General features: G+C 35.8%; 16 protein-coding genes and 1 CRISPR repeat array (1 of these 17 running past the window's edge). Of the genes, 8 read left to right on the forward strand and 8 right to left on the reverse strand.

The genetic code is table 11. The features are described 5' to 3' along the window. The first annotated feature begins 44 nt into the window (after positions 1–44). From AC52CF_RS08065 to AC52CF_RS08080, 4 genes are all read left to right on the forward strand, one after another. Entirely contained in the window at positions 45–614 is a 570-nt protein-coding gene (locus tag AC52CF_RS08065; RefSeq protein WP_375181172.1) for a sugar O-acetyltransferase, read from the forward strand. Between the two features lie 12 nt (positions 615–626). After that, positions 627–1,097, forward strand: a complete 471-nt coding sequence (locus AC52CF_RS08070) for a (R)-mandelonitrile lyase (RefSeq protein WP_250902158.1) — start codon at positions 627–629, stop codon at positions 1,095–1,097. A gap of 176 nt (positions 1,098–1,273) precedes the next feature. Beyond that, positions 1,274–1,450 carry a BF3379 family histone-like protein gene (locus tag AC52CF_RS08075; RefSeq protein ID WP_076394683.1) on the forward strand — a complete coding sequence of 59 codons (177 nt, stop codon included), beginning with the start codon at positions 1,274–1,276 and terminating at the stop codon, positions 1,448–1,450. A gap of 261 nt (positions 1,451–1,711) precedes the next feature. Then, entirely contained in the window at positions 1,712–3,280 is a 1,569-nt protein-coding gene (locus AC52CF_RS08080; protein WP_214590053.1) for a M20/M25/M40 family metallo-hydrolase, read from the forward strand. 172 nt (positions 3,281–3,452) lie between these two features. On the opposite strand, the gene AC52CF_RS08085 is transcribed toward AC52CF_RS08080, so the two are convergent. From AC52CF_RS08085 to AC52CF_RS08120, 8 genes are all read right to left on the reverse strand, one after another. Beyond that, complete coding sequence (locus AC52CF_RS08085) at positions 3,453–4,199, reverse strand: LCIB family protein (protein ID WP_214590052.1); 747 nt, start codon at positions 4,197–4,199, stop codon at positions 3,453–3,455. An 11-nt stretch (positions 4,200–4,210) separates the two neighbouring features. Beyond that, positions 4,211–5,218, reverse strand: coding sequence for a bestrophin family protein (locus AC52CF_RS08090; RefSeq protein WP_214590051.1), 1,008 nt, complete (start codon positions 5,216–5,218; stop codon positions 4,211–4,213). 151 nt (positions 5,219–5,369) lie between these two features. Further along, positions 5,370–6,044, reverse strand: a complete 675-nt coding sequence (locus AC52CF_RS08095; protein ID WP_250902157.1) for an ion channel — start codon at positions 6,042–6,044, stop codon at positions 5,370–5,372. 6 nt (positions 6,045–6,050) lie between these two features. After that, positions 6,051–6,371, reverse strand: coding sequence for a nuclear transport factor 2-like protein (locus tag AC52CF_RS08100; RefSeq protein WP_214590050.1), 321 nt, complete (start codon positions 6,369–6,371; stop codon positions 6,051–6,053). Positions 6,372–6,482: 111 nt separating this feature from the next. After that, entirely contained in the window at positions 6,483–6,833 is a 351-nt protein-coding gene (locus tag AC52CF_RS08105) for a hypothetical protein (RefSeq protein WP_375181173.1), read from the reverse strand. A gap of 75 nt (positions 6,834–6,908) precedes the next feature. Beyond that, positions 6,909–7,679 (reverse strand): SDR family oxidoreductase, encoded by a 771-nt coding sequence (locus AC52CF_RS08110; protein ID WP_214590048.1) that lies wholly within the window; start codon positions 7,677–7,679, stop codon positions 6,909–6,911. Positions 7,680–7,724: 45 nt separating this feature from the next. Continuing rightward, on the reverse strand, positions 7,725–8,123 hold the full coding sequence (locus AC52CF_RS08115; RefSeq protein WP_214590047.1) for a helix-turn-helix domain-containing protein: 399 nt from the start codon (positions 8,121–8,123) through the stop codon (positions 7,725–7,727). A gap of 65 nt (positions 8,124–8,188) precedes the next feature. Next, a complete protein-coding gene (locus AC52CF_RS08120) occupies positions 8,189–10,312 on the reverse strand; it encodes a Tex family protein (protein ID WP_214590046.1) in 2,124 nt (707 codons plus the stop codon). 704 nt (positions 10,313–11,016) lie between these two features. Between AC52CF_RS08120 and AC52CF_RS08125 the strand changes: the two genes are divergently transcribed. The 4 genes from AC52CF_RS08125 to cas2 all read left to right on the forward strand — a co-directional run bounded on the left by AC52CF_RS08125 (position 11,017) and on the right by cas2 (position 17,954). Continuing rightward, the gene (locus tag AC52CF_RS08125) at positions 11,017–11,694 is read left to right on the forward strand and encodes a YceI family protein (RefSeq protein ID WP_214590045.1); all 678 of its coding nucleotides are present in this window, start codon (positions 11,017–11,019) and stop codon (positions 11,692–11,694) included. A gap of 694 nt (positions 11,695–12,388) precedes the next feature. After that, positions 12,389–16,582, forward strand: coding sequence for a type II CRISPR RNA-guided endonuclease Cas9 (cas9, locus tag AC52CF_RS08130; protein WP_214591099.1), 4,194 nt, complete (start codon positions 12,389–12,391; stop codon positions 16,580–16,582). Between the two features lie 12 nt (positions 16,583–16,594). After that, the gene (gene cas1 / locus AC52CF_RS08135) at positions 16,595–17,488 is read left to right on the forward strand and encodes a type II CRISPR-associated endonuclease Cas1 (RefSeq protein WP_214590044.1); all 894 of its coding nucleotides are present in this window, start codon (positions 16,595–16,597) and stop codon (positions 17,486–17,488) included. 127 nt (positions 17,489–17,615) lie between these two features. Further along, complete coding sequence (cas2, locus tag AC52CF_RS08140) at positions 17,616–17,954, forward strand: CRISPR-associated endonuclease Cas2 (protein ID WP_007842732.1); 339 nt, start codon at positions 17,616–17,618, stop codon at positions 17,952–17,954. Between the two features lie 497 nt (positions 17,955–18,451). Beyond that, a CRISPR array of direct repeats spans positions 18,452–18,936; the repeat unit is 47 nt; unit sequence GTTGTCCTTCATCACGAAGATAATAATTTTTGAAAGCAATTCACAAC; it runs 1,411 nt beyond the window's last position.

Below are 18,936 nucleotides of genomic sequence, written 5' to 3' on the forward strand. Positions count from 1 at the left end.
CGATGAAAAGGCGGATCTTATGTTTACCCCTAAAAATATCAGATTTGAATAGTAAAGAAAGTATCTTCAGCAGATTACAGAATGGCGGGACGGTTTTGCCGGATGATCCTGAAATCCATCATTTGAGAGAAGCATTTTATGAAATCAAAAATAAGCTCAATCAGTTGAATAATTCTTCCGATCCGGATAAGATTTCAGAATTGTTAAGTGAGATTACAGAACAGAAACTTGAAAATGTAACGGTTTTCACGCCGGTTTACATCAATTATGGAAAAGGGATTACCATCGGTAAAAATGTGTTCATCAATTTCGATTGTACTTTTCTGTCTTTGGGAGGAATCACAATAGAAGATGATGTTCTGATCGGCCCGAAAGTCAGTCTGATCACGGAAAATCATCCTTTAGAACCTCAACACAGAAAAGGTCTTACTGGGAAATCTATCGTTATTAAAAAGAATGCGTGGATCGGAGCTAACGTAACGATTCTGCCCGGCGTTACCGTTGGAGAAAATTCCGTAGTTGCAGCAGGAGCAGTCGTTTCCAAAGATGTTCCGGAAAATACAATTGTAGGAGGAATTCCGGCAAAAATTATTAAAACGATTGATTCCGTTTAAGTTTTAACTACCATGAAAAAAGCAGTATTTATCATTCTGGCTCTTATATTGTCAGGATGTCAATATCATAAAAAAGAAACAATGACTACAGCAGATCTATTTAAAAAAGGAGAGCCGCTTCCGGCAGAATGGTTTACCGGAAAAGCATTTCTTACTCCCTTGGTTTCAAAAGATAAAAACAATAATTTTTCGGCAGGAAGTGTTGCTTTCGAGCCTGAAGCCAGAACAAACTGGCATACGCATCCTAAAGGACAGGTTTTACTGGTTATTGACGGAGAAGGTCTTTATCAGGAAAAAGGAAAACCCGCTCAGGTTATTAAGAAAGGAGACGTAATTAATATTCCTGAAAATACAGAACACTGGCACGGAGCGTCTTCCAAAACTTCCATGACGCATATTGCGATCACCAATTATGAAGGTGATGAGCAGGTTACGTGGCTGAAAGCGGTGACAGATGAAGAATATTCAGGCGACATTCAGTAGGAATTTTTAAATGCAGCAGAATTGTTTTTCGATTCCTCCGGATCGGCTTGTTTTACGGCAATCTGAAGCATTTTGCCGGAAAATTGAAATTATTTGTGAATTCTTGGAAATTTTTTCTTCACTATTAGGCTGGAATCACCATAAAAGCTATATTTGCAGCCTAAATTTTAAAAATAATGAAAGAACTAATTGAAAAAATCAACGCAGAATTTGAAGCTTTCACAACTGAAGCAAACCAACAAGCAGAAAAAGGAAACAAAGCAGCTGGAACAAGAGCTCGTAAAGCAGCTTTGGAACTAAGCAAGCTTTTCAAGGAATTCAGAAAAGTTTCTGTTGAAGAATCAAAAAAATAGTTGTTCCCAAAACCGGCTTTTCAGTCGGTTTTTTTATTTGAATTTTTACAAAGAAATTTAGTTTTTTAAATCATCACTCTTATGTAGTCTTAACTTGTGGATTGTGAACTGTAAATCAAAAGCGAATCTCATTCACCCTTGACTTTTTCACCATTCACCATTCGCAGCTACCATTAATAGCTGCCATTCACCATCAGCAAATCCTTTCCGCGTTTTCCCATTTCCGCGAATCTCTTTATCTTTAGGGCTACAATGATTAATATGAAGATAAACAGATTTCTTGCATTGCCTGTTATGATGGCGATGACGCAATTTTCTCTGGCTCAGAATGCCGTTTCTCAGGAAAAACTTAATCCCGTAGTTCAGAATTTCGTGAACGAGGTAAACAATAATTCCCAGCTTGAAACGATGGCGTATGAACTTTTGGACGGAATCGGTCCTCGACTGATCGGAACTCCGGAAATGCTTGCCGCCAATGAATGGACAGCAAATAAACTGAAATCATGGGATATCGAAGCCAATCTGCAGCAATTCGGAACATGGAAAGGATGGCAAAGAGGAATTACTCATGTGGACATGACGTTTCCGCGCATGAAAAGTTTATCGGCAACCCAGTTAGCATGGAGTCCGGCAACGAAAAAAGCGGTGGAAGCAGAAGTTGTTATTCTCCCAAAAGTCTCTTCCAAAGCTGAATTTGATGAGTGGATGTCTTCCGTGAAGGGAAAAGTTGTTTTGATGGCACAATACCAGAAAATCGGTCGTTCAGACGATCAGATCAAAGAATTTGCTACACCTGAACTGTATGAGAAACTCAAAAAAGAAAAAGAGCAGGCTTCAAAAGAGTATCAGAATTATATAAAAAGCATCGGCTATAACAATGAAACGCTTCCCGAAGCTCTGGAAAAAGCAGGAGCGGCAGGAATTGCGATTTCCAACTGGACAGGAATTATGGGAGCCAACAGAATTTTTGAGGCAAAAACGAAGAACATTCCCATGTTCGATATTGAGCTTGAAGATTATGGAATGTTGTACAGAATGGCGGAAAACGGCGCAAAACCCAAGATCAGGATCGAGGTGAAATCAAAAATCCTTCCTGAAGCCAAATCGTTCAACACCATCGGAATGATTAAAGGAAAAGAAAAACCTGATGAATACGTTATTCTTTCTGCGCATCTGGATTCGTGGGACGGCGCGCAAGGCGCTACAGACAACGGAACGGGAGTTTTAACCATGTTGGAAGCGATGAGAATTCTTAAGAAATATTATCCTGATAACAAAAGGACGATTATTGTAGGACTTTGGGGAAGTGAAGAGCAGGGACTGAACGGATCGAGAAGTTTTGTAGCGGATCATCCGGAGATTGTAAAGGGAGTTCAGGCGGTTTTCAATCAGGACAACGGGACGGGTAGAGTAGTAAACATCGGCGGACAGGGTTTTGTACATGCTTACAATTATCTTGGAAAATGGCTAAACGCGGTTCCTAAAAATATTAAAAGCCAGATTAAAACGGATTTTCCGGGAACTCCGGGTGGAGGAGGTTCCGATCATGCTTCTTTCGTGGCAGCGGGAGTTCCGTCGTTCGGACTGGGTTCTTTAAACTGGGGTTATTTTGGCTACACGTGGCATACAACAAAAGATACCTACGACAAAATTATTTTTGATGAGGTGAAAAGCAATGTGATTCTAACGGCAACTTTAGCGTACATGGCTTCAGAAGATCCCGAATTTTCGAACCGGGAAAAAAGAGCAATGCCTTTGGATGATAAAGGGCAGGTTACCCAATGGCCGGAAGTGAGAAAAGCGGTAAGGAATTCTAAGGATTACAAATAGTTTAAGAATTCTAAAGTGGCAATAGAAGCGGGGCTGAAGTAAAGCTTCAGCCCCGCTTCGGGTAAAATACCTTCTTGAATACTGTTGTCTTTTCAGTTCTATTGTATTTCAATTGAAAAAGATGTTCAGATTTTGACCGGAAGTTTCTGTTTTACTGTAAATCTTTCTGTTTTCATGACGTCAGATAATCAATTTTGCTTTGTCTTGTTTTTGTACTCAGGTCTATTACATCAAAACGTCTGACCTCTGTAAAAGAACCCATATCACTGTCGCTGTTAATCAGGATTGCTCCAACAAGAATCACGTATTTACAGCTATAATTTGTTTTGTCTACCAATTCATTAATGCGTTGGTCAATGGCTTCGTAAATTACTTCCGTTGCTTCAAACAAAGGCGTTTCAGCTTGGAGAACCCTTTCTTTTTTATTGAAAAGAATTTGTTCAATTGTATTCATCTGATAATCCAGCTCGGTGATGTTGCCTGCGATAATCTGGTCATTAATAAGCTTTCCTAATGCTCCCTTTGCAGCCCCGCAACAGCCGCTGTTTTTGCTTTGCCCCAAACGGTGGATTTCCCCAATTGTTCCGTCTTTGGTGATGCCAATGTGCGGACCATAATAGATAAAAACAGCTCCATCATCCGGAACATGACTTGCAAAAGCGCCCATCCCTGTAAGTCCTGTAAACGGAAATCCGTCTAAACCACCCATTTTAAAAGGGCCTAAAAATTCCTGCGTTCTTGCGGGATATTGGATGCTGTTTACATCATCACTGCAAATGCTGTCGGCAAGCATTACCTGTCTTGGTTCTAAATCCAGATCGTATTCAACAAAATCAATGATTTTGTTGACGTTGTCGATGGTAGTCATTGCTTTGGGATACCATTTGTGAATGATGTTTAATTTTTCTCTTTTCTTCATTTTAATTGTTTTTAAAGTATAATATTATTTTTTGGCTGTAAGGCAGGCGGCAAATCTGTCTCCCCCAGCATTTCTCTCATATCAATCTCTATTGTTCTGCTCATTTGCGAGATCGGAACATCATTTGCGCTTCCTTCAAATGGATTTTCTGTACTTTCGCCCACCTGCTCCAATGAAGTATATACCCAGGAAATTAAAGCGCTGAACGGAATAACCAGCCAGACCATATTTCCTTTCATAATACCTTCCATACTTTCATTCAGCTTATCAAATTCTTTAAGCATACCGAAGGGCAGAAGAACGCAGAATAACTTGATGAAAAATGAATTGATGGTTGCAAACTGCCTTGGATACGGGAAGTTTTTTATTCGTTCGCTTCTGCCTTGCTGGTTGTAAAAATCCGCTATCATTTTTTGCATTTCTACAAATTGGTAGCTGTCAATTTCCTTATTGAGAAAGAGCTCTTTCAATGTTTTGGACTGCAGGCTCATAAGCTGTGTTGCTTTATTTTTTGTGCTTAAAATATATTTTAATTCATCTTCCGAAATATATTTTAACAATTCTGTTTCCAAAGCTGTTTCTTTCTCGGGGATGCTGTAAAACTCTTTGTATTCTTCGTTATGTGCTTTACTGACGGTTTCCCATTCCCTACTATCTCTCATTGCGTAACGCAAAGCTGTAAGCCATGCAAAATGACGGTAGACCAACTCTTTTGTTTTGTCGGGATTGTTTAAAAAATCTCTGCTCATCGTCCCAAAAGCACGGCTGCTGTTGATAATTCCTCCCCAGATTTGTCTGGCTTCCCAGGTTCGGTTATAGGTCTGTGTATTTTTAAAACCGACAATAAAAGCTGTTGCAGTTCCCAAAAGAGCTACTACAGTCCATGGAATTACCAGCCATTTCAAACCTGCTATCTGAAATAAAACAACAGGTATAATGCTGATAATTAATGTTATGTAAATATTTCTTCTCGTCCAAATGAGAAATTCTGACAATTTGTATGATTTACCACTGTGCATTTTTTTAAGTATAAATGATTAATTGTTAATTATTAATGTTCACTTTAGTTGTTTTGATGATGCTTTTTATCAATTTAAAGATTTCAATGATGTCTTTATTGAGGCTGATAAATTGATGGCTGTTAAAAATTCTGCTTCTTTCACTAACTCTTTATGATTTATAATTACTGGAAAATTTGCTGATAAGAATACCGACCAAAACCACTGAGTAAAACTGTCCTGCAATACCAAAAAAAGAAGTGATCAGTTTTGTATTGTAGGCGTTTGGAGTTATATCGCCAAAGCCAATACTAGTAAGGGTAATGGAACTGAAGTAAACCAGATCAATATACGTTTTTGCCGGACTTGAAAAATCAATTCCTTTAAAGGGTGAAGGATCTTGATAAATGAAGAATTGGAACAAAAAAGTGCTGATTTCTATCAGTAAAAAGTAACCGCAGCCCGAAGCCGAAATAATATCTGTATTGATATAACTGGGTTTGACTAAATATTTAAGCACCTCCAAAAAAATAAACATAAAGAAAACAACATAACCGATATTTAAAAAAATAAAATAGTAATGATTGTTTCCCAAAAAGGTTAAACCTATCGGCAATGCTACAACAAGAAAGAAAAGTATTTTTTGTAAAATATTTTTCCAGCGTCCTTTTTCTATAAAAACGCCAACACTTGCCATACCCAGAATCAGCATGTTTACAGGCCAGATTACTTTTGTGTAAAAAGCCAGATCGCTTAAAAAAATGGCTATGAAAAGATGTTGAATTAATGCAAAAAGCAATAATTCATATTTTTTCTTTTGTAAAAAGGGCTTTATGTTTTTAATCATTTTCAATTAATTGGCTTGTCCGATATCCAGACGATTTATTTTTCCTCCGGCATTGATGTGAAATTTAAAATAGGTTTTAAAATTGCCCCAGCGTTCGCTATGAAAATTTCCTGTAATGTCTCTTCCTTCGTTTTCCACTTTTTCAATACTTGTAAATTTTTCGTGTCCGCAGGCATCTTTTACAAACTTTTGAAAGTCTCTCGGATTGCCATCGTCGAAAAGTTGTACATCTGTTGCAAAAAATGATAAAAATGTTTTACTGTCGCCATTTTTCCATGCTTCAAAAGCATTTTTTACCGTTTCGTTGGTAAGTTTTTGGGTATCCATTATCGTATTTTTTGAGTTGTCTGAATGGCTGTTTTTTTGTGTAGCAGATTGTCCGCAAGCAGTAAAACCGGTTACTGAAAGGGGAATGCATGAGAATTTAAAGATGGTCTTTTACGCTTTGTTAAGGGGATGCTGGAAATAAAGAATCACTAAATTCAGCAACAGAAAAGGGAGTTCTATGGATGCCCCTTTCAGATCTTTGCTTACTAATTGCAGACAGATAATCATTAAAATTCCGGCTGCCATTAGAAAATTTCCCCAGACAAAGGTTTTTGGAAAAAGAATAAGAACGGCTGCCAGTATTGTAGTACCACCGTTTATCATCACCGCAGTTTTAGAGAAATTCCATTTGCCGAACATTTCCAGCATTTCCGGCTTACCGGAAAACATGGCGTACCTTTGCTTCACTCCCATACATATAGCAATGAGAATAAGGACTGAGTTTATTAGTTTTAAAATCATAATGTGTTTTTTTAATTAAAAAAAATGGATCATCGAAATCAATCATCCATTTTAATTTTACGAATTTACTTAATTTTATCTTGTGGTGTATCCTCCGTTGGCAAAAATAGTTTGTCCCGTAATCCACCATCCGTCTGTTACCAGAAAAGTAACCAAAGGAACAATATCTTCAGGATCGGTTAATCCTGTTTTGCTAAAACTGCTTAACGCCGCTGCAGATTTATTGTAAGCCGCCGAATCTGCAGTTTCCTGACCATAGAAAAACGGCGTTTCCATCGGACCCGGACCTACGGCAGTAACAGAAATTCCTCTTGAGCCAAATTCTTTTGAAGCAGCACGGGTATAGTGTTCTATGGGGGCTTTGCTTCCCGGATAGATGGCGTAATCGCTTGTATAAGCTGCCAGAAGTGAACTTACAATGGTACAGATTTTACCGTTATCGGATAGTTTTTTTCCGGCTTCCTGCATAAAAAAGAATGCCGCTTTAGCATTTACAGCAAAAATTTTATCATAATCTTCCTCGGTAACCTGTACAATCGGTTTTTTAATAACCATCCCTGTCGTGTTTACTGCAATATCTGCTTTTCCGTATTTTTCAATAGCTGCATCAAACAGTCTGGTGTTGTTCTCCACAACTGTTAAATCTCCCTGAAACATAAATGCTTCACCGCCTGCTGCAGTAATATCTGCTACTGTTTTCTCCGCATCTGCTCTGGTACTGTCACTATTGAAATGAACCACCACTTTAGCTCCTTTATCTGCAAAATCCAAAGAAATTAATCTTCCTAAATTTTTGGCACCGCCTCCTACAATTGCTACTTTTCCTTTTAAATCGTTTCTTGACATAATTTGTAAATTTTTAATTTTTTACAAATTTCGAGAAGATAAATTTTAAAAATATGGTGAACTTTTCGGAAGTTTATTCTCTTTTCTGAAATTTCCCGGAGTTTCACCTGTCCATTTTTTAAAGAACTTACCGAAGTTCGATGGATCGTAGGTTAGTTTCTTTGCAATTTCAGCAATCGATAACTCGGTATCTGTCAAAAGAAATTTGGCTTTATCTGCAATTTTAAGATCGTAAAAATAACAGGGATGATGTCCGGTTTCCCGTTGCAGAGTGTCAGAAAGATGCGAGTGAGAAACATGCAGTATTTTGGCAATTTGGTTGAGTTTCAGGAAATCGCTGATATTTCCGCTTATCACCTCTTCGATATGCTGGTCCAGAAAAGCGAAATATTCGGCAGTAATTTCTTTGCTTCGTTTTAAATTATTTTGCTTAGAGTCTGTCATTACTTTTTATCTTTCGATTTTTAGGATGTATGGGAATGGCTTTCTTTAATTTCCGATAAAAACATTTACAAAACCATACTCAGCTGAATTCTTTTTCTCGCCTCATCAATCTCCGTTACTCTTACCTGAACGTGCTGATGCAGTTTTACCACTTCGTTCACATCGGAAACAAAGCCGTCTTTTAACTGGGAAATATGAACCAATCCGCTTTCCTTGATTCCCAGATCTACAAAACAGCCAAAAGCCGTGATATTATTGACGATTCCGGGCAGAATCATTCCTGTTTTTAAATCTTTGATGCTTTTTACATTCGGATCAAATTCAAAAACTTTAGCCGCTTTTCTTGGGTCCAGTCCCGGTTTTTCAAGCTCTTTTAAAATGTCTTTGATTCCTAAAATTCCGATGTCTCCGGTGATGTAGTTTTCGGGTTTTATCAGTGCAATTTTTTCTTTATTGGCAATCAGTTCATTGGTTTTTATGCCTAAATCTTTTGCCATTTTTTCAACAATTCCGTAAGCTTCGGGATGTACGGCAGAATTATCCAGCGGATTTTTGGCATTATGGATTCTTACAAATGCGGCTGCCTGCTGAAAAGCTTTTTCTCCCAGCCTCGGAACTTTTTTAAGCTGCTTTCTGTCCTCAAAAGCTCCGTTTTCAGTACGGTAGTTCACAATGTTTTCTGCCATTTTCTCGCCGATTCCCGACACATAGCTTAATAAAGATTTACTTGCTGTATTCAGATTGATTCCTACAGAATTTACACATTTCATCACTGTAGAATCGAGTTCGTTTTTTAACTGAGTCTGATCCACATCATGCTGATATTGTCCGACTCCGATGGATTTCGGATCGATTTTTACCAGTTCTGCCAACGGATCCGCCAGTCTTCTTCCGATAGAAACCGATCCGCGAACCGTCACGTCATAGCTTGGAAATTCTTCACGCGCAATTTTACTTGCAGAATACACCGAAGCTCCGGCTTCCGAAACAACGAAAACCTGTAAAGGTTTGTCGAATGCAATTTTCTTGATGAAAAACTCGGTTTCGCGGCTTGCGGTTCCGTTTCCGATGGAAATGGCTTCAATGTTATAGGCATTTACCATAGAACGGATTTTTTTCATTGCCATTCCGCTTTCGTTTTGCGGAGCGTGCGGATAAATGGTCTCGTTGTGGAGCAGATCGCCTTTTTCGTCTAAACAGACTACTTTACAGCCGCTTCTGTAACCCGGATCGATCGCCAGAATCCTTTTTTCTCCCAAAGGCGGCGCAAGAAGAAGCTGTGTAAGGTTTTCAGAGAAAATCTCAATGGCTTTTTTATCAGCTTTTTCTTTGGCTTCCTGTAAGGTTTCGTTGGAGATTGCGGGTTCCAGTAATCTTTTGTAGCTGTCTTTGATCGCCAGTGAAATCTGTTCCGATGTTTCATTGTTGGATTTGATGATGGCATTTTCAATAAATTCAATGGCTTCCTCTTTATCGATTCCGACATTGGTTTTCACAAAACCTTCGGATTCGGCTCTTAACATGGCTAAAAGGCGGTGAGAAGGGGTTCTGTTCAGGTTTTCTTCCCATTCGAAATACTGAGAGAATTTCTGTGCGTCTTCTTCATCTTTTTTGGCTTTCACCACTTTTGAAGTAACCACCGCTTTTCGCTGAAATAATAGGCGTAGATTTTTTCTCACATACATATTTTCGTTGATCCATTCTGCCATGATGTCTCTTGCGCCATGCAAAGCTTCCTCTTCGGAGGCAACCTGATCGTTCAGATATTTTGAAGCCAAAAACTGCAGATCCTGAACTTTCTGGCTCATAATCATTTTCGCTAAAGGTTCCAGCCCTTTTTCTTTCGCTGCATCGGCTTTGGTTTTCTTTCTTTTTTTGAAAGGTAAATAAAGATCTTCAATTTCCTGAATATCAAAACTTTCTTCAATTCTCTGTTTCAGTTCCGGCGTTAAAGCGTTTTGTTCTTCAATCGATTTTAAGATGGATTCTTTTCTTTTTACAATTTCTTCAAACTGTTTACTGAGTTTTGAAATCTGTTCAATCTGTGTTTCGTCAAGGTTTCCGGTTTTATCCTTTCGGTAGCGGGAAATGAAAGGGATGGTGCAGTCTTCCGCCAATAGTTCTAAAGTGGAATTGATGTTTTTTCCGGATATATTGAGGGATTGCCGTATGTATTGTGTTGTGTTCATTTTAAAATTTAAAGGGCTAAAATAATCAAAATGTCTTTTGTAAACACATTTTAAATTTAACTACATTATGAAGTTGTTTAAAGTAAAAGAGTTTGCTCCTTTAGGAGCAGAATCTGTGTAGAAATAAGAATAAATCCGTCAATCCATCCATAGTATTGATATCTTAAATACGATAAATTTTCTAAAGATAGCGTTCCTACGGAACGCAGAACGCCTTGCGAATATGGGGTCTACACAGATAAAACTCTATAGAGTTTTTAAAAAACTTTAATTTCTAAAAAGCTTTATTGTCTTATTTAAATTTAACAAAGAGGCTTAACTTATTAAAGGTAAAAATAAATTATAAATTTAATACGCTTTTAAACACTTTAGTTGTTTAAGTTTAATACCTAAATGAAAAAAGGGCACGTAAGTTAAAAAAATCAAATATTTTTCTCTTTGCAAACTTTTGAAATACTTTACATAGATCCGATAAAGTGTTTTGCTTTTTTGCGGTTAAATTTATAATTGGTTTAAACAAACCTGATACAAAGATTTTTAAATGTACCATGTCTATTTAATAATTCTTATTTTAGCGGAAAGGCATTAACGGAAACCCTGAAATCTTATTTCTTGATGTATGATAAGATAAAAGTGTGGGATGTTTTCTATTTTTGGCTCCGGAATTTAGAGATTACGAATCAACTTTAAACAATTTAAATAATATGAAAAAACTAAGTGTTATTGCATTGGTTGCAGTAGGATTGCTTGCAGCGTCTTGTAACAAAGAAAAATCGGCTGAAAATGCAGCAACTTCTACCGAGCAGAAAGTAGCAGAAAGCAAAGGGGAAGTTTTGCCTGTAGATACAGTAGGTTCTGTGGTAAACTGGAAAGCATTCCACAAAGGGGGAATGGCTCCGCGTTGGGGAACTTTAATGGTAAAATCGGGAGATCTGAGCATTGAAAACGGCGGTGTAACGGCAGGAAACTTTGTGATCGACATGAACTCTATTAAAGTAGATCCGGCTTCTGTAACGGAAAAAGATAAAAAACCGGCAGATCTTGAAGCGCACCTTAAAAACCCTGATTTCTTCGACACGGCAAAAAATCCGACGGCTGATTTCAAAATTACAAGCGTAGCAGATCTTAAGGAAGCTCCAAAAGATGGGGTAGCAGGAGCTAACAAAACGGTAAGCGGAAACCTTACTTTATCCGGAAAAACAATGAATGTAACATTCCCTGCAAAAGTGGATGTAACGGAAAACTCAGCGGCAATCCAGGCTAAATTCACGGTGAACAGAGCAGACTGGGGAATTAAATTCGGAACTTCTGAAGCGGATCCTGCAGAATGGATGATCAGCAAAGACATCGAAATCGCTGTAGATGTAAAAGCTAAAAAATAATATTGTTAGATATTTCAGACTTGTAAAGCTGCCTTTTTTGAGGTGGCTTTTTTTATAATATAGTTTATTTTATAACTGTTGCTTTTTTATAATTTCCGATTCAATAGCCTTATGTTGTATGTATTTAATTTTTTTATATATTTGTAATTCCAATGATTCAATAACTTACTTCATTAGGCTGATTGAATCGGTTGTGACTTGCTTTTAAATTATTAAGAATGATAACCTCCATAATTTGGAGATGGATAAAACGAAAAATCCCTCGATGTTGGCGCATCAAAGGATTGTAACTTAGAATTAAATGTTTAATTTTTTAATTTATTGAAATGGAATTAAAAAACCTTATTTGCTTTCGTTCATTTAGACATTGGCGAAGCAAAAAGATAGTTCATCTATCTAAGCCTTTCTGTTTTTATTGCAAAAAGCGTAAATAAAAACATTTCAATTGGGCAGTTTTTTTAGCTGCCTAATTGTTTTGCAAATATACTAAAATTGTACGATTTGTTATAAAATAAAGAAGGCGAGTTACCCCGCCTTAAATGTTTTCACAACGGAATAATCCTTATTGTGAATTGCTTTCAAAATTATTGGTACAAATATAAAAGAAAATTTCTTTGAATGGTTTACGGAAAACCTCATTTTTAATATTTTTTTTCTTACTATTTTTATTTACTTCAAAAAACTGATACTTATGATTAAAAATATACTCGGACTGGACTTAGGAGTTTCATCAATTGGCTGGGCTTACGTTCAGGAGGATTCTGAAAATTTAGAAAACAATAAAATCATCAAATTAGGGGTTCGTGTAAATCCATTAACTGTTGATGAACAATTAAATTTTGAAAAAGGAAAACCAATTACAACTAATGCGGGAAGAACTTTAGCCAGAAGTGCAAGAAGGAATCTTCAGAGATTTAAGTTAAGAAGAGCCAATCTTATTGATGTTTTAAAGAAAAATAATATTCTTAAAGAATCTGACTTACTTGCCGAAGTTGGTGAAAATTCAACATTCCAAACTCATGAATTAAGAGCGAAAGCAGCAAAAGAAAAAATAGAACTTTCAGAATTTGCCAGAGTTTTGCTTCTTATCAATAAAAAAAGAGGGTATAAAAGCAGCCGCAAAGCTAAAAATGAAGATGAAGGACAGATTGTAGACGGAATGGCTGTTGCCAAAAAATTGTATGAAGAAAATTTAACACCTGGAGAATATTCATATCAACTTTTACAGCAGGGGAAAAAACAGTTGCCAGATTTTTACCGTTCAGATTTACAGGCTGAATTTGATAAAGTATGGGATTTTCAGAAACAATATTATTCAGAAATTTTAACCGATGACCTTTATAAAGAATTACAAGGCAAAAATAAAAATGCAACTTGGGCAATTCTGAAAGAGCCATTTTCTCTCGTTGGAATCAAGCAAACTGGAACAATGCAGGAGAAGAAAGTTGAAAAATACTTTTGGAGAAGCGAAGCGGTAAAAAAGCAATTGGATTTTGAAAGTCTGGCTGTTGTATTTCAGGAAATTAACAGCAATCTGAATAATTCTAGCGGTTATTTAGGTGCGATTAGTGATCGAAGTAAAGAGCTTTATTTTCATAATCAAACAGTTGGAGAGTATTTATTTCAGCAGTTGAAAGAAAACCCTCATACAAAGCTTAAAAATCAGGTTTTCTACAGACAGGATTACTTAAATGAATTTGAGAAGATATGGGAAACTCAATCAAAACATTATAAAGAATTAACGAAAGAATTAAAGGAAGAAATTCGGGATATTATCATTTTCTATCAAAGGAAACTCAAATCACAGAAAGGATTAATCAGTATCTGTGAGTTTGAAAACAGGGAAATTGAAATTACAGAAAATGGAAAAACAAAAAAGAAAACCGTTGGGCTAAAAGTTGCTCCAAAATCATCTCCTTTGTTTCAGGAATTTAAAATCTGGCAGGTTCTGAATAATTTACAATTTCAAAATTTAGATACAAAGGAAATATTCCCAGTAGATTTAGATTTCAAGCAATCTATTTTTGATGAGGTGAATATCAAAGGAAAGCTTTCTGCAAAAGATGTTTTAGATCTTGTTGGATATTCAGGAAAAGAATGGAAAACTAATTTCAAAGATATTGAAGGAAATTATACTAATGAAAATTTATATACTGCTTTTTTAAAGATTATTGCGAGTGAAGGGATAGAATTTCCAAAAGAATTTAAATTAACCATTGATGACGAAATTAAAGTTTCTAAAATAAATGCTTCGGCAGAAGTCATAAAATTATTTGTCAGAGAAAAGCTTTCAGAATTAGGAATTGATACATCTATTCTGGATTCTAATCCGGAGTTGGAAGGAAGTAATTTTGAAAAACAGGCTTCTTATCAGCTATGGCATTTATTATATTCCTATGAAGGCGATGATTCTCCTTCCGGAAACGAAAAATTGTATGAATTATTGGAGAGGAAATTTGGTTTCAAAAAAGAACATTCCAAAATATTAGCTGAAATTAGTTTTTCTCAGGATTATGGAAGTTTGAGCTCTAAGGCAATGCGAAAGATTTATCCTTACATTAAAGAACATAAATACAGCGTAGCATGTAATTATGCAGGTTACAATCATTCTAAAAATTCTTTGACCAAAGAGCAATTGGAGAACCGGATTTTGAAAGAACAATTAGATATTCTTCCTAAAAATTCTTTACGAAATCCAGTCGTTGAAAAGATTTTGAATCAAATGATCAATCTGGTCAATGAAATAATCAAAGAATACGGAAAACCAGATGAAGTAAGAATTGAACTAGCACGCGAACTCAAACTTAATGCGGAAGAACGAGCTACAATGACTTCTGAAATTAACAAAGCGACTATACAGCATCAGAAATATGCAGAAGTTTTGCAAAGAGAATTTGGCATAAAAAGTCCTTCAAGAAATGATATTATTCGCTATAAATTATACTTGGAACTGGCAAATAACGGCTTTAAAGATCTGTATACAGATGTAAAAATTGAAAGAGAAAATTTATTTACAGATAAATACGATATTGACCACATCATTCCTCAATCTCGATTTTTTGATGACAGTTTTTCCAATAAAGTTTTAGTTCCGAGAAGTGCTAATCTTAAAAAAGGAAATTTTACGGCTTTCGACTATCTTGAGAATGAAGGAAAGGAAAAATTAGAGAAATTTCTTAATGTCATAAAAGATCTTTATGATAAAAGTATTATAACCAAAGCGAAATATGAAAAGCTACAAAAAAAAGGTTCTGAAATAGGAGAGGGATTCATTGAAAGAGATTTAAGAAATACACAATATATCGCTAAAAAAGCAAAAGAAATTCTTTTCGGAATTACTAATTCTGTGGTTTCCACTTCGGGAAGAATTACCGATAAACTTCGGGAAGACTGGAATCTTGTCAACACAATGAAAGAACTTAATATCGAAAAGTACAGAAAATTAGGTTTAACGGAATTAATTGCAAATTCCAAAGGAGAGGAAAAAGAAAGAATCATTGATTGGACGAAGAGAAATGACCATCGCCATCACGCAATGGATGCTTTAACGGTTGCTTTTACCACCCACAGTCACATCCAATATCTGAATTATTTGAATGCAAGAAAAAATGAAGCTCATAAAGAACATAAAATAATTACAAATATTGAAAATAGCATTACAGAAATTGTAGAAAAGAAAAACGGATCAAAAGAAAGAAGATTCAAATTACCGATTAAAAATTTCCGTAGTGAAGCGAAAAAACAATTGGAAGAAGTTTTGATTTCTCATAAAGCTAAAAATAAAGTAGTTACCAAAAATATTAATAAAATTAAGAAAAAGGGAAGTATAATTGCAAAAACAGAACTAACCCCGAGAGGACAGCTTCATAAAGAAACAATTTACGGAAGTTCGAAATTTCTTAAAACAAAAGAAGAAAAAATATCTGGAAAATTTGATCTCGAAACTATTCAGAAAGTTCAAAATGAAAAATACAAAAATGCTCTGCTAAAAAGATTACAGGAGTTTGGCGGAGATTCTAAAAAAGCATTCACTGGGAAAAATATTATTTCTAAAAATCCAATATTTCTTAATGCTGAAAAAACGGAGCAATTACCTGAAACCGTAACTTTAGCTTGGTATGAAACAGGTTATACCATCAGAAAAGTTGTTAATCCGGATAATTTTAAAGATTTTAAAAATATTGAAAAAGTTATTGATAAAGGAGTTCGCGATATTCTAACTGAAAGATTAAAAGAATTTAACGGAAACTCTAAAGAAGCCTTTTCAGATTTGGAAAAGAATCCGATCTGGATTAACAAATCAAAAGGAATTTCAATAAAGACCGTTACTATTACAGGAATTAATAATGCCGAAGCTTTACATTATAAAAAAGATCATTTAGGAAAAGAAATTTTAGACGAAAATGGTCAAAAGATAGCCGTTGATTTCGTCAGTACAGGAAATAATCATCACGTTGCAATTTATGAAGATGAAAATGGAAATCTACAGGAGAAAGTTGTGAGTTTTTATGAAGCTGTAGAAAGAGTAAATCAGAATTTACCAATTATTGACAAAGAATATAATTCTGAGTTAGGTTGGAAATTCTTATTTACAATGAAACAGAATGAAATGTTTTTATTTCCATCAGACGATTTTGATCCGAAAGAAGTTGATTTATTTGATGATAAAAATCTGAGTTTGATTTCTAAAAATCTTTTTAGAGTGCAGAAGTTCGGATCATTGCTTTCTGGATTTTGGTTTAGACATCATTTAGAAACAAGTGTAGATGTAAATTCTGTGTTAAGAGGTACGTCATATAAAGTAATTCAAAGCTCTAATAATTTGAGATCTATTGTAAAAGTAAGGCTTAATCATTTAGGTAAGATAGTTCAAATAGGAGAATATTAAAACATTTATAGTATGATCACCCGCTCCATCTACATCGGCAATCCCGCCTATCTTAAGCTCAAAGACGAGCAATTGAAAATCCTTTGCCCGGAAACCAAAACGGAGAAGGGGAGTGTTCCTGTGGAAGATTTGGGGTTATTGATGCTGGATCATTATCAGATTACCATTTCACACCATCTGATTCAGAAAATGATGGGAAATAGTGTCGTGGTAGTGAGTTGTGATGCCCATCATTTACCGCACGGAATAATGCTTCCGCTGTATGGGCATACCGAGCATTCCGATCGCGTAAAAGATCAGTTGGAAGCCAGTGAACCGCTGAAAAAACAGCTTTGGAAACAGACAGTAGAATGTAAGATCGAAAACCAGAAAAATGTACTGATGAAACTGGGGAATTACTACGAACCGATGATTGAATATCAGAGAAACGTAAAATCCGGCGATATAACGAATATGGAAGGGATTGCGGCGCAGCATTACTGGAAATACCTCATCAGTCTGGACTTTTTGAGACAGCGTTTTGGAGATTCACCCAATCAGTTTTTTAATTTTGGATATGCCGTGCTTAGAAGCATTGTGGCAAGAGCCATTGTAGAAACCGGACTGTTGCCTGTTCTCGGCATTTTTCATAAAAATAAATACAATCCGTATTGTCTTGCCGATGATTTAATGGAACCTTATCGTCCGTTTGTTGATTTACTCGTGATGCAATGGCTGAAAATTCATCCGGATACCGAAGAACTGACGAAAGAATTTAAAGCGCATATTCTCCAGATTGCGACCAAAGATGTGCGTATTGATGACAAAACAAGACCGTTGCTGGTTGCTGTAAAAATGACCACATCATCGCTTTACAAATGCTACACAGGAGAAAAGCGGCTGATTTCTTATCCGGAATTGATGTAATTTTTTTATGGCAGCTTTATCCGCCCGTAGTTTATCCTGAGCGGAGCCGAAGGACAAAAATCTGCAAAAAGAGCTCCACTCAGGTCGGGCTGCAAACGTTACGATAAACAAACAATAGTCACCAAAAATGAACGCCGAAAGGTTTAATGCATACCGAATTATGTGGGTTTTAGTATTATATGACCTCCCGACCGAAACGAAAGCGAATATGAAAGATGCGAACCGTTTTCGGAAAGCTTTGATTGATGACGGGTTTACCTTATTTCAGTTTTCGATGTATGTACGACACTGTCCGAGCCGCGAAAATGCAGAAGTACACATCAAAAGAGTGAAATTTATGCTTCCTAAAGCCGGAAAAGTAGCCATTATGTGCATTACCGATAAACAGTTTGGAGACATCGAAATTTTTTTTGCCAGAAATAAAGAAGAACCGCCACCGACCTTCCAACAACTCGAATTGTTCTGAATTTTAAATCCTGAAAATAAAAATAATCTACTGAAAACCAGTAGATTATTTTTTGAGCTTGCCCTTCATCGCGAAGATAATAATTTTGAAATCCGCAGCTGGATAAGCGTAGGCGGATTCGACGAAAAGCGTTGGATTCGATTTGGCTGAGTCAAAGCAATTCTCAAATAGAAAATCAAAAAAGATAATTAGAGATAGATTATAATTACCTTTTAGAGATTTTGTTATTTTTAAAATACAAAATAATCCATTGAAAACCAATGGATTATTTTTTGAGGTTGTCCTTCATCACGAAGATAATAATTTTGAAATCCGCAGCCGGATAAGCGTAGGCGGATTCGACGAAAAGCGTTGGATTCGATTTGGCTGAGTCAAAGCAATTCCCAAATAGAAAATCAAAAAAGATAATTAGAGATAGATTATAATTAACTTTTAGAGATTTTGTTATTTTTAAAATATAAAATAATCCATTGAAAACCAATGGATTATTTTTTGAGGTTGTCCTTCATCACGAAGATAATAATTTTTGAAAGCAATTCACAACATAACATTCAACCCAATGTATACAACGGAAGTTGTCCTTCATCACGAAGATAATAATTTTTGAAAGCAATTCACAACCATAAACGGAAAAGGTAAAACGGAAAAAGTGTTGTCCTTCATCACGAAGATAATAATTTTTGAAAGCAATTCACAACATCGCAAGTAAATAGCGTAGTTACGCTATGGTTGTCCTTCATCACGAAGATAATAATTTTTGAAAGCAATTCACAACAATTAAATTAACCTAACCTAAAAAATAAAAGTTGTCCTTCATCACGAAGATAATAATTTTTGAAAGCAATTCACAACAATGCCGCTTATGTTTATTACGATCAAAAAGTTGTCCTTCATCACGAAGATAATAATTTTTGAAAGCAATTCACAACTAAAAAAAGTCAAGCCAATTACAATAATGAGTTGTCCTTCATCACGAAGATAA

This window comes from Chryseobacterium sp. 2P, assembly GCF_059579425.1.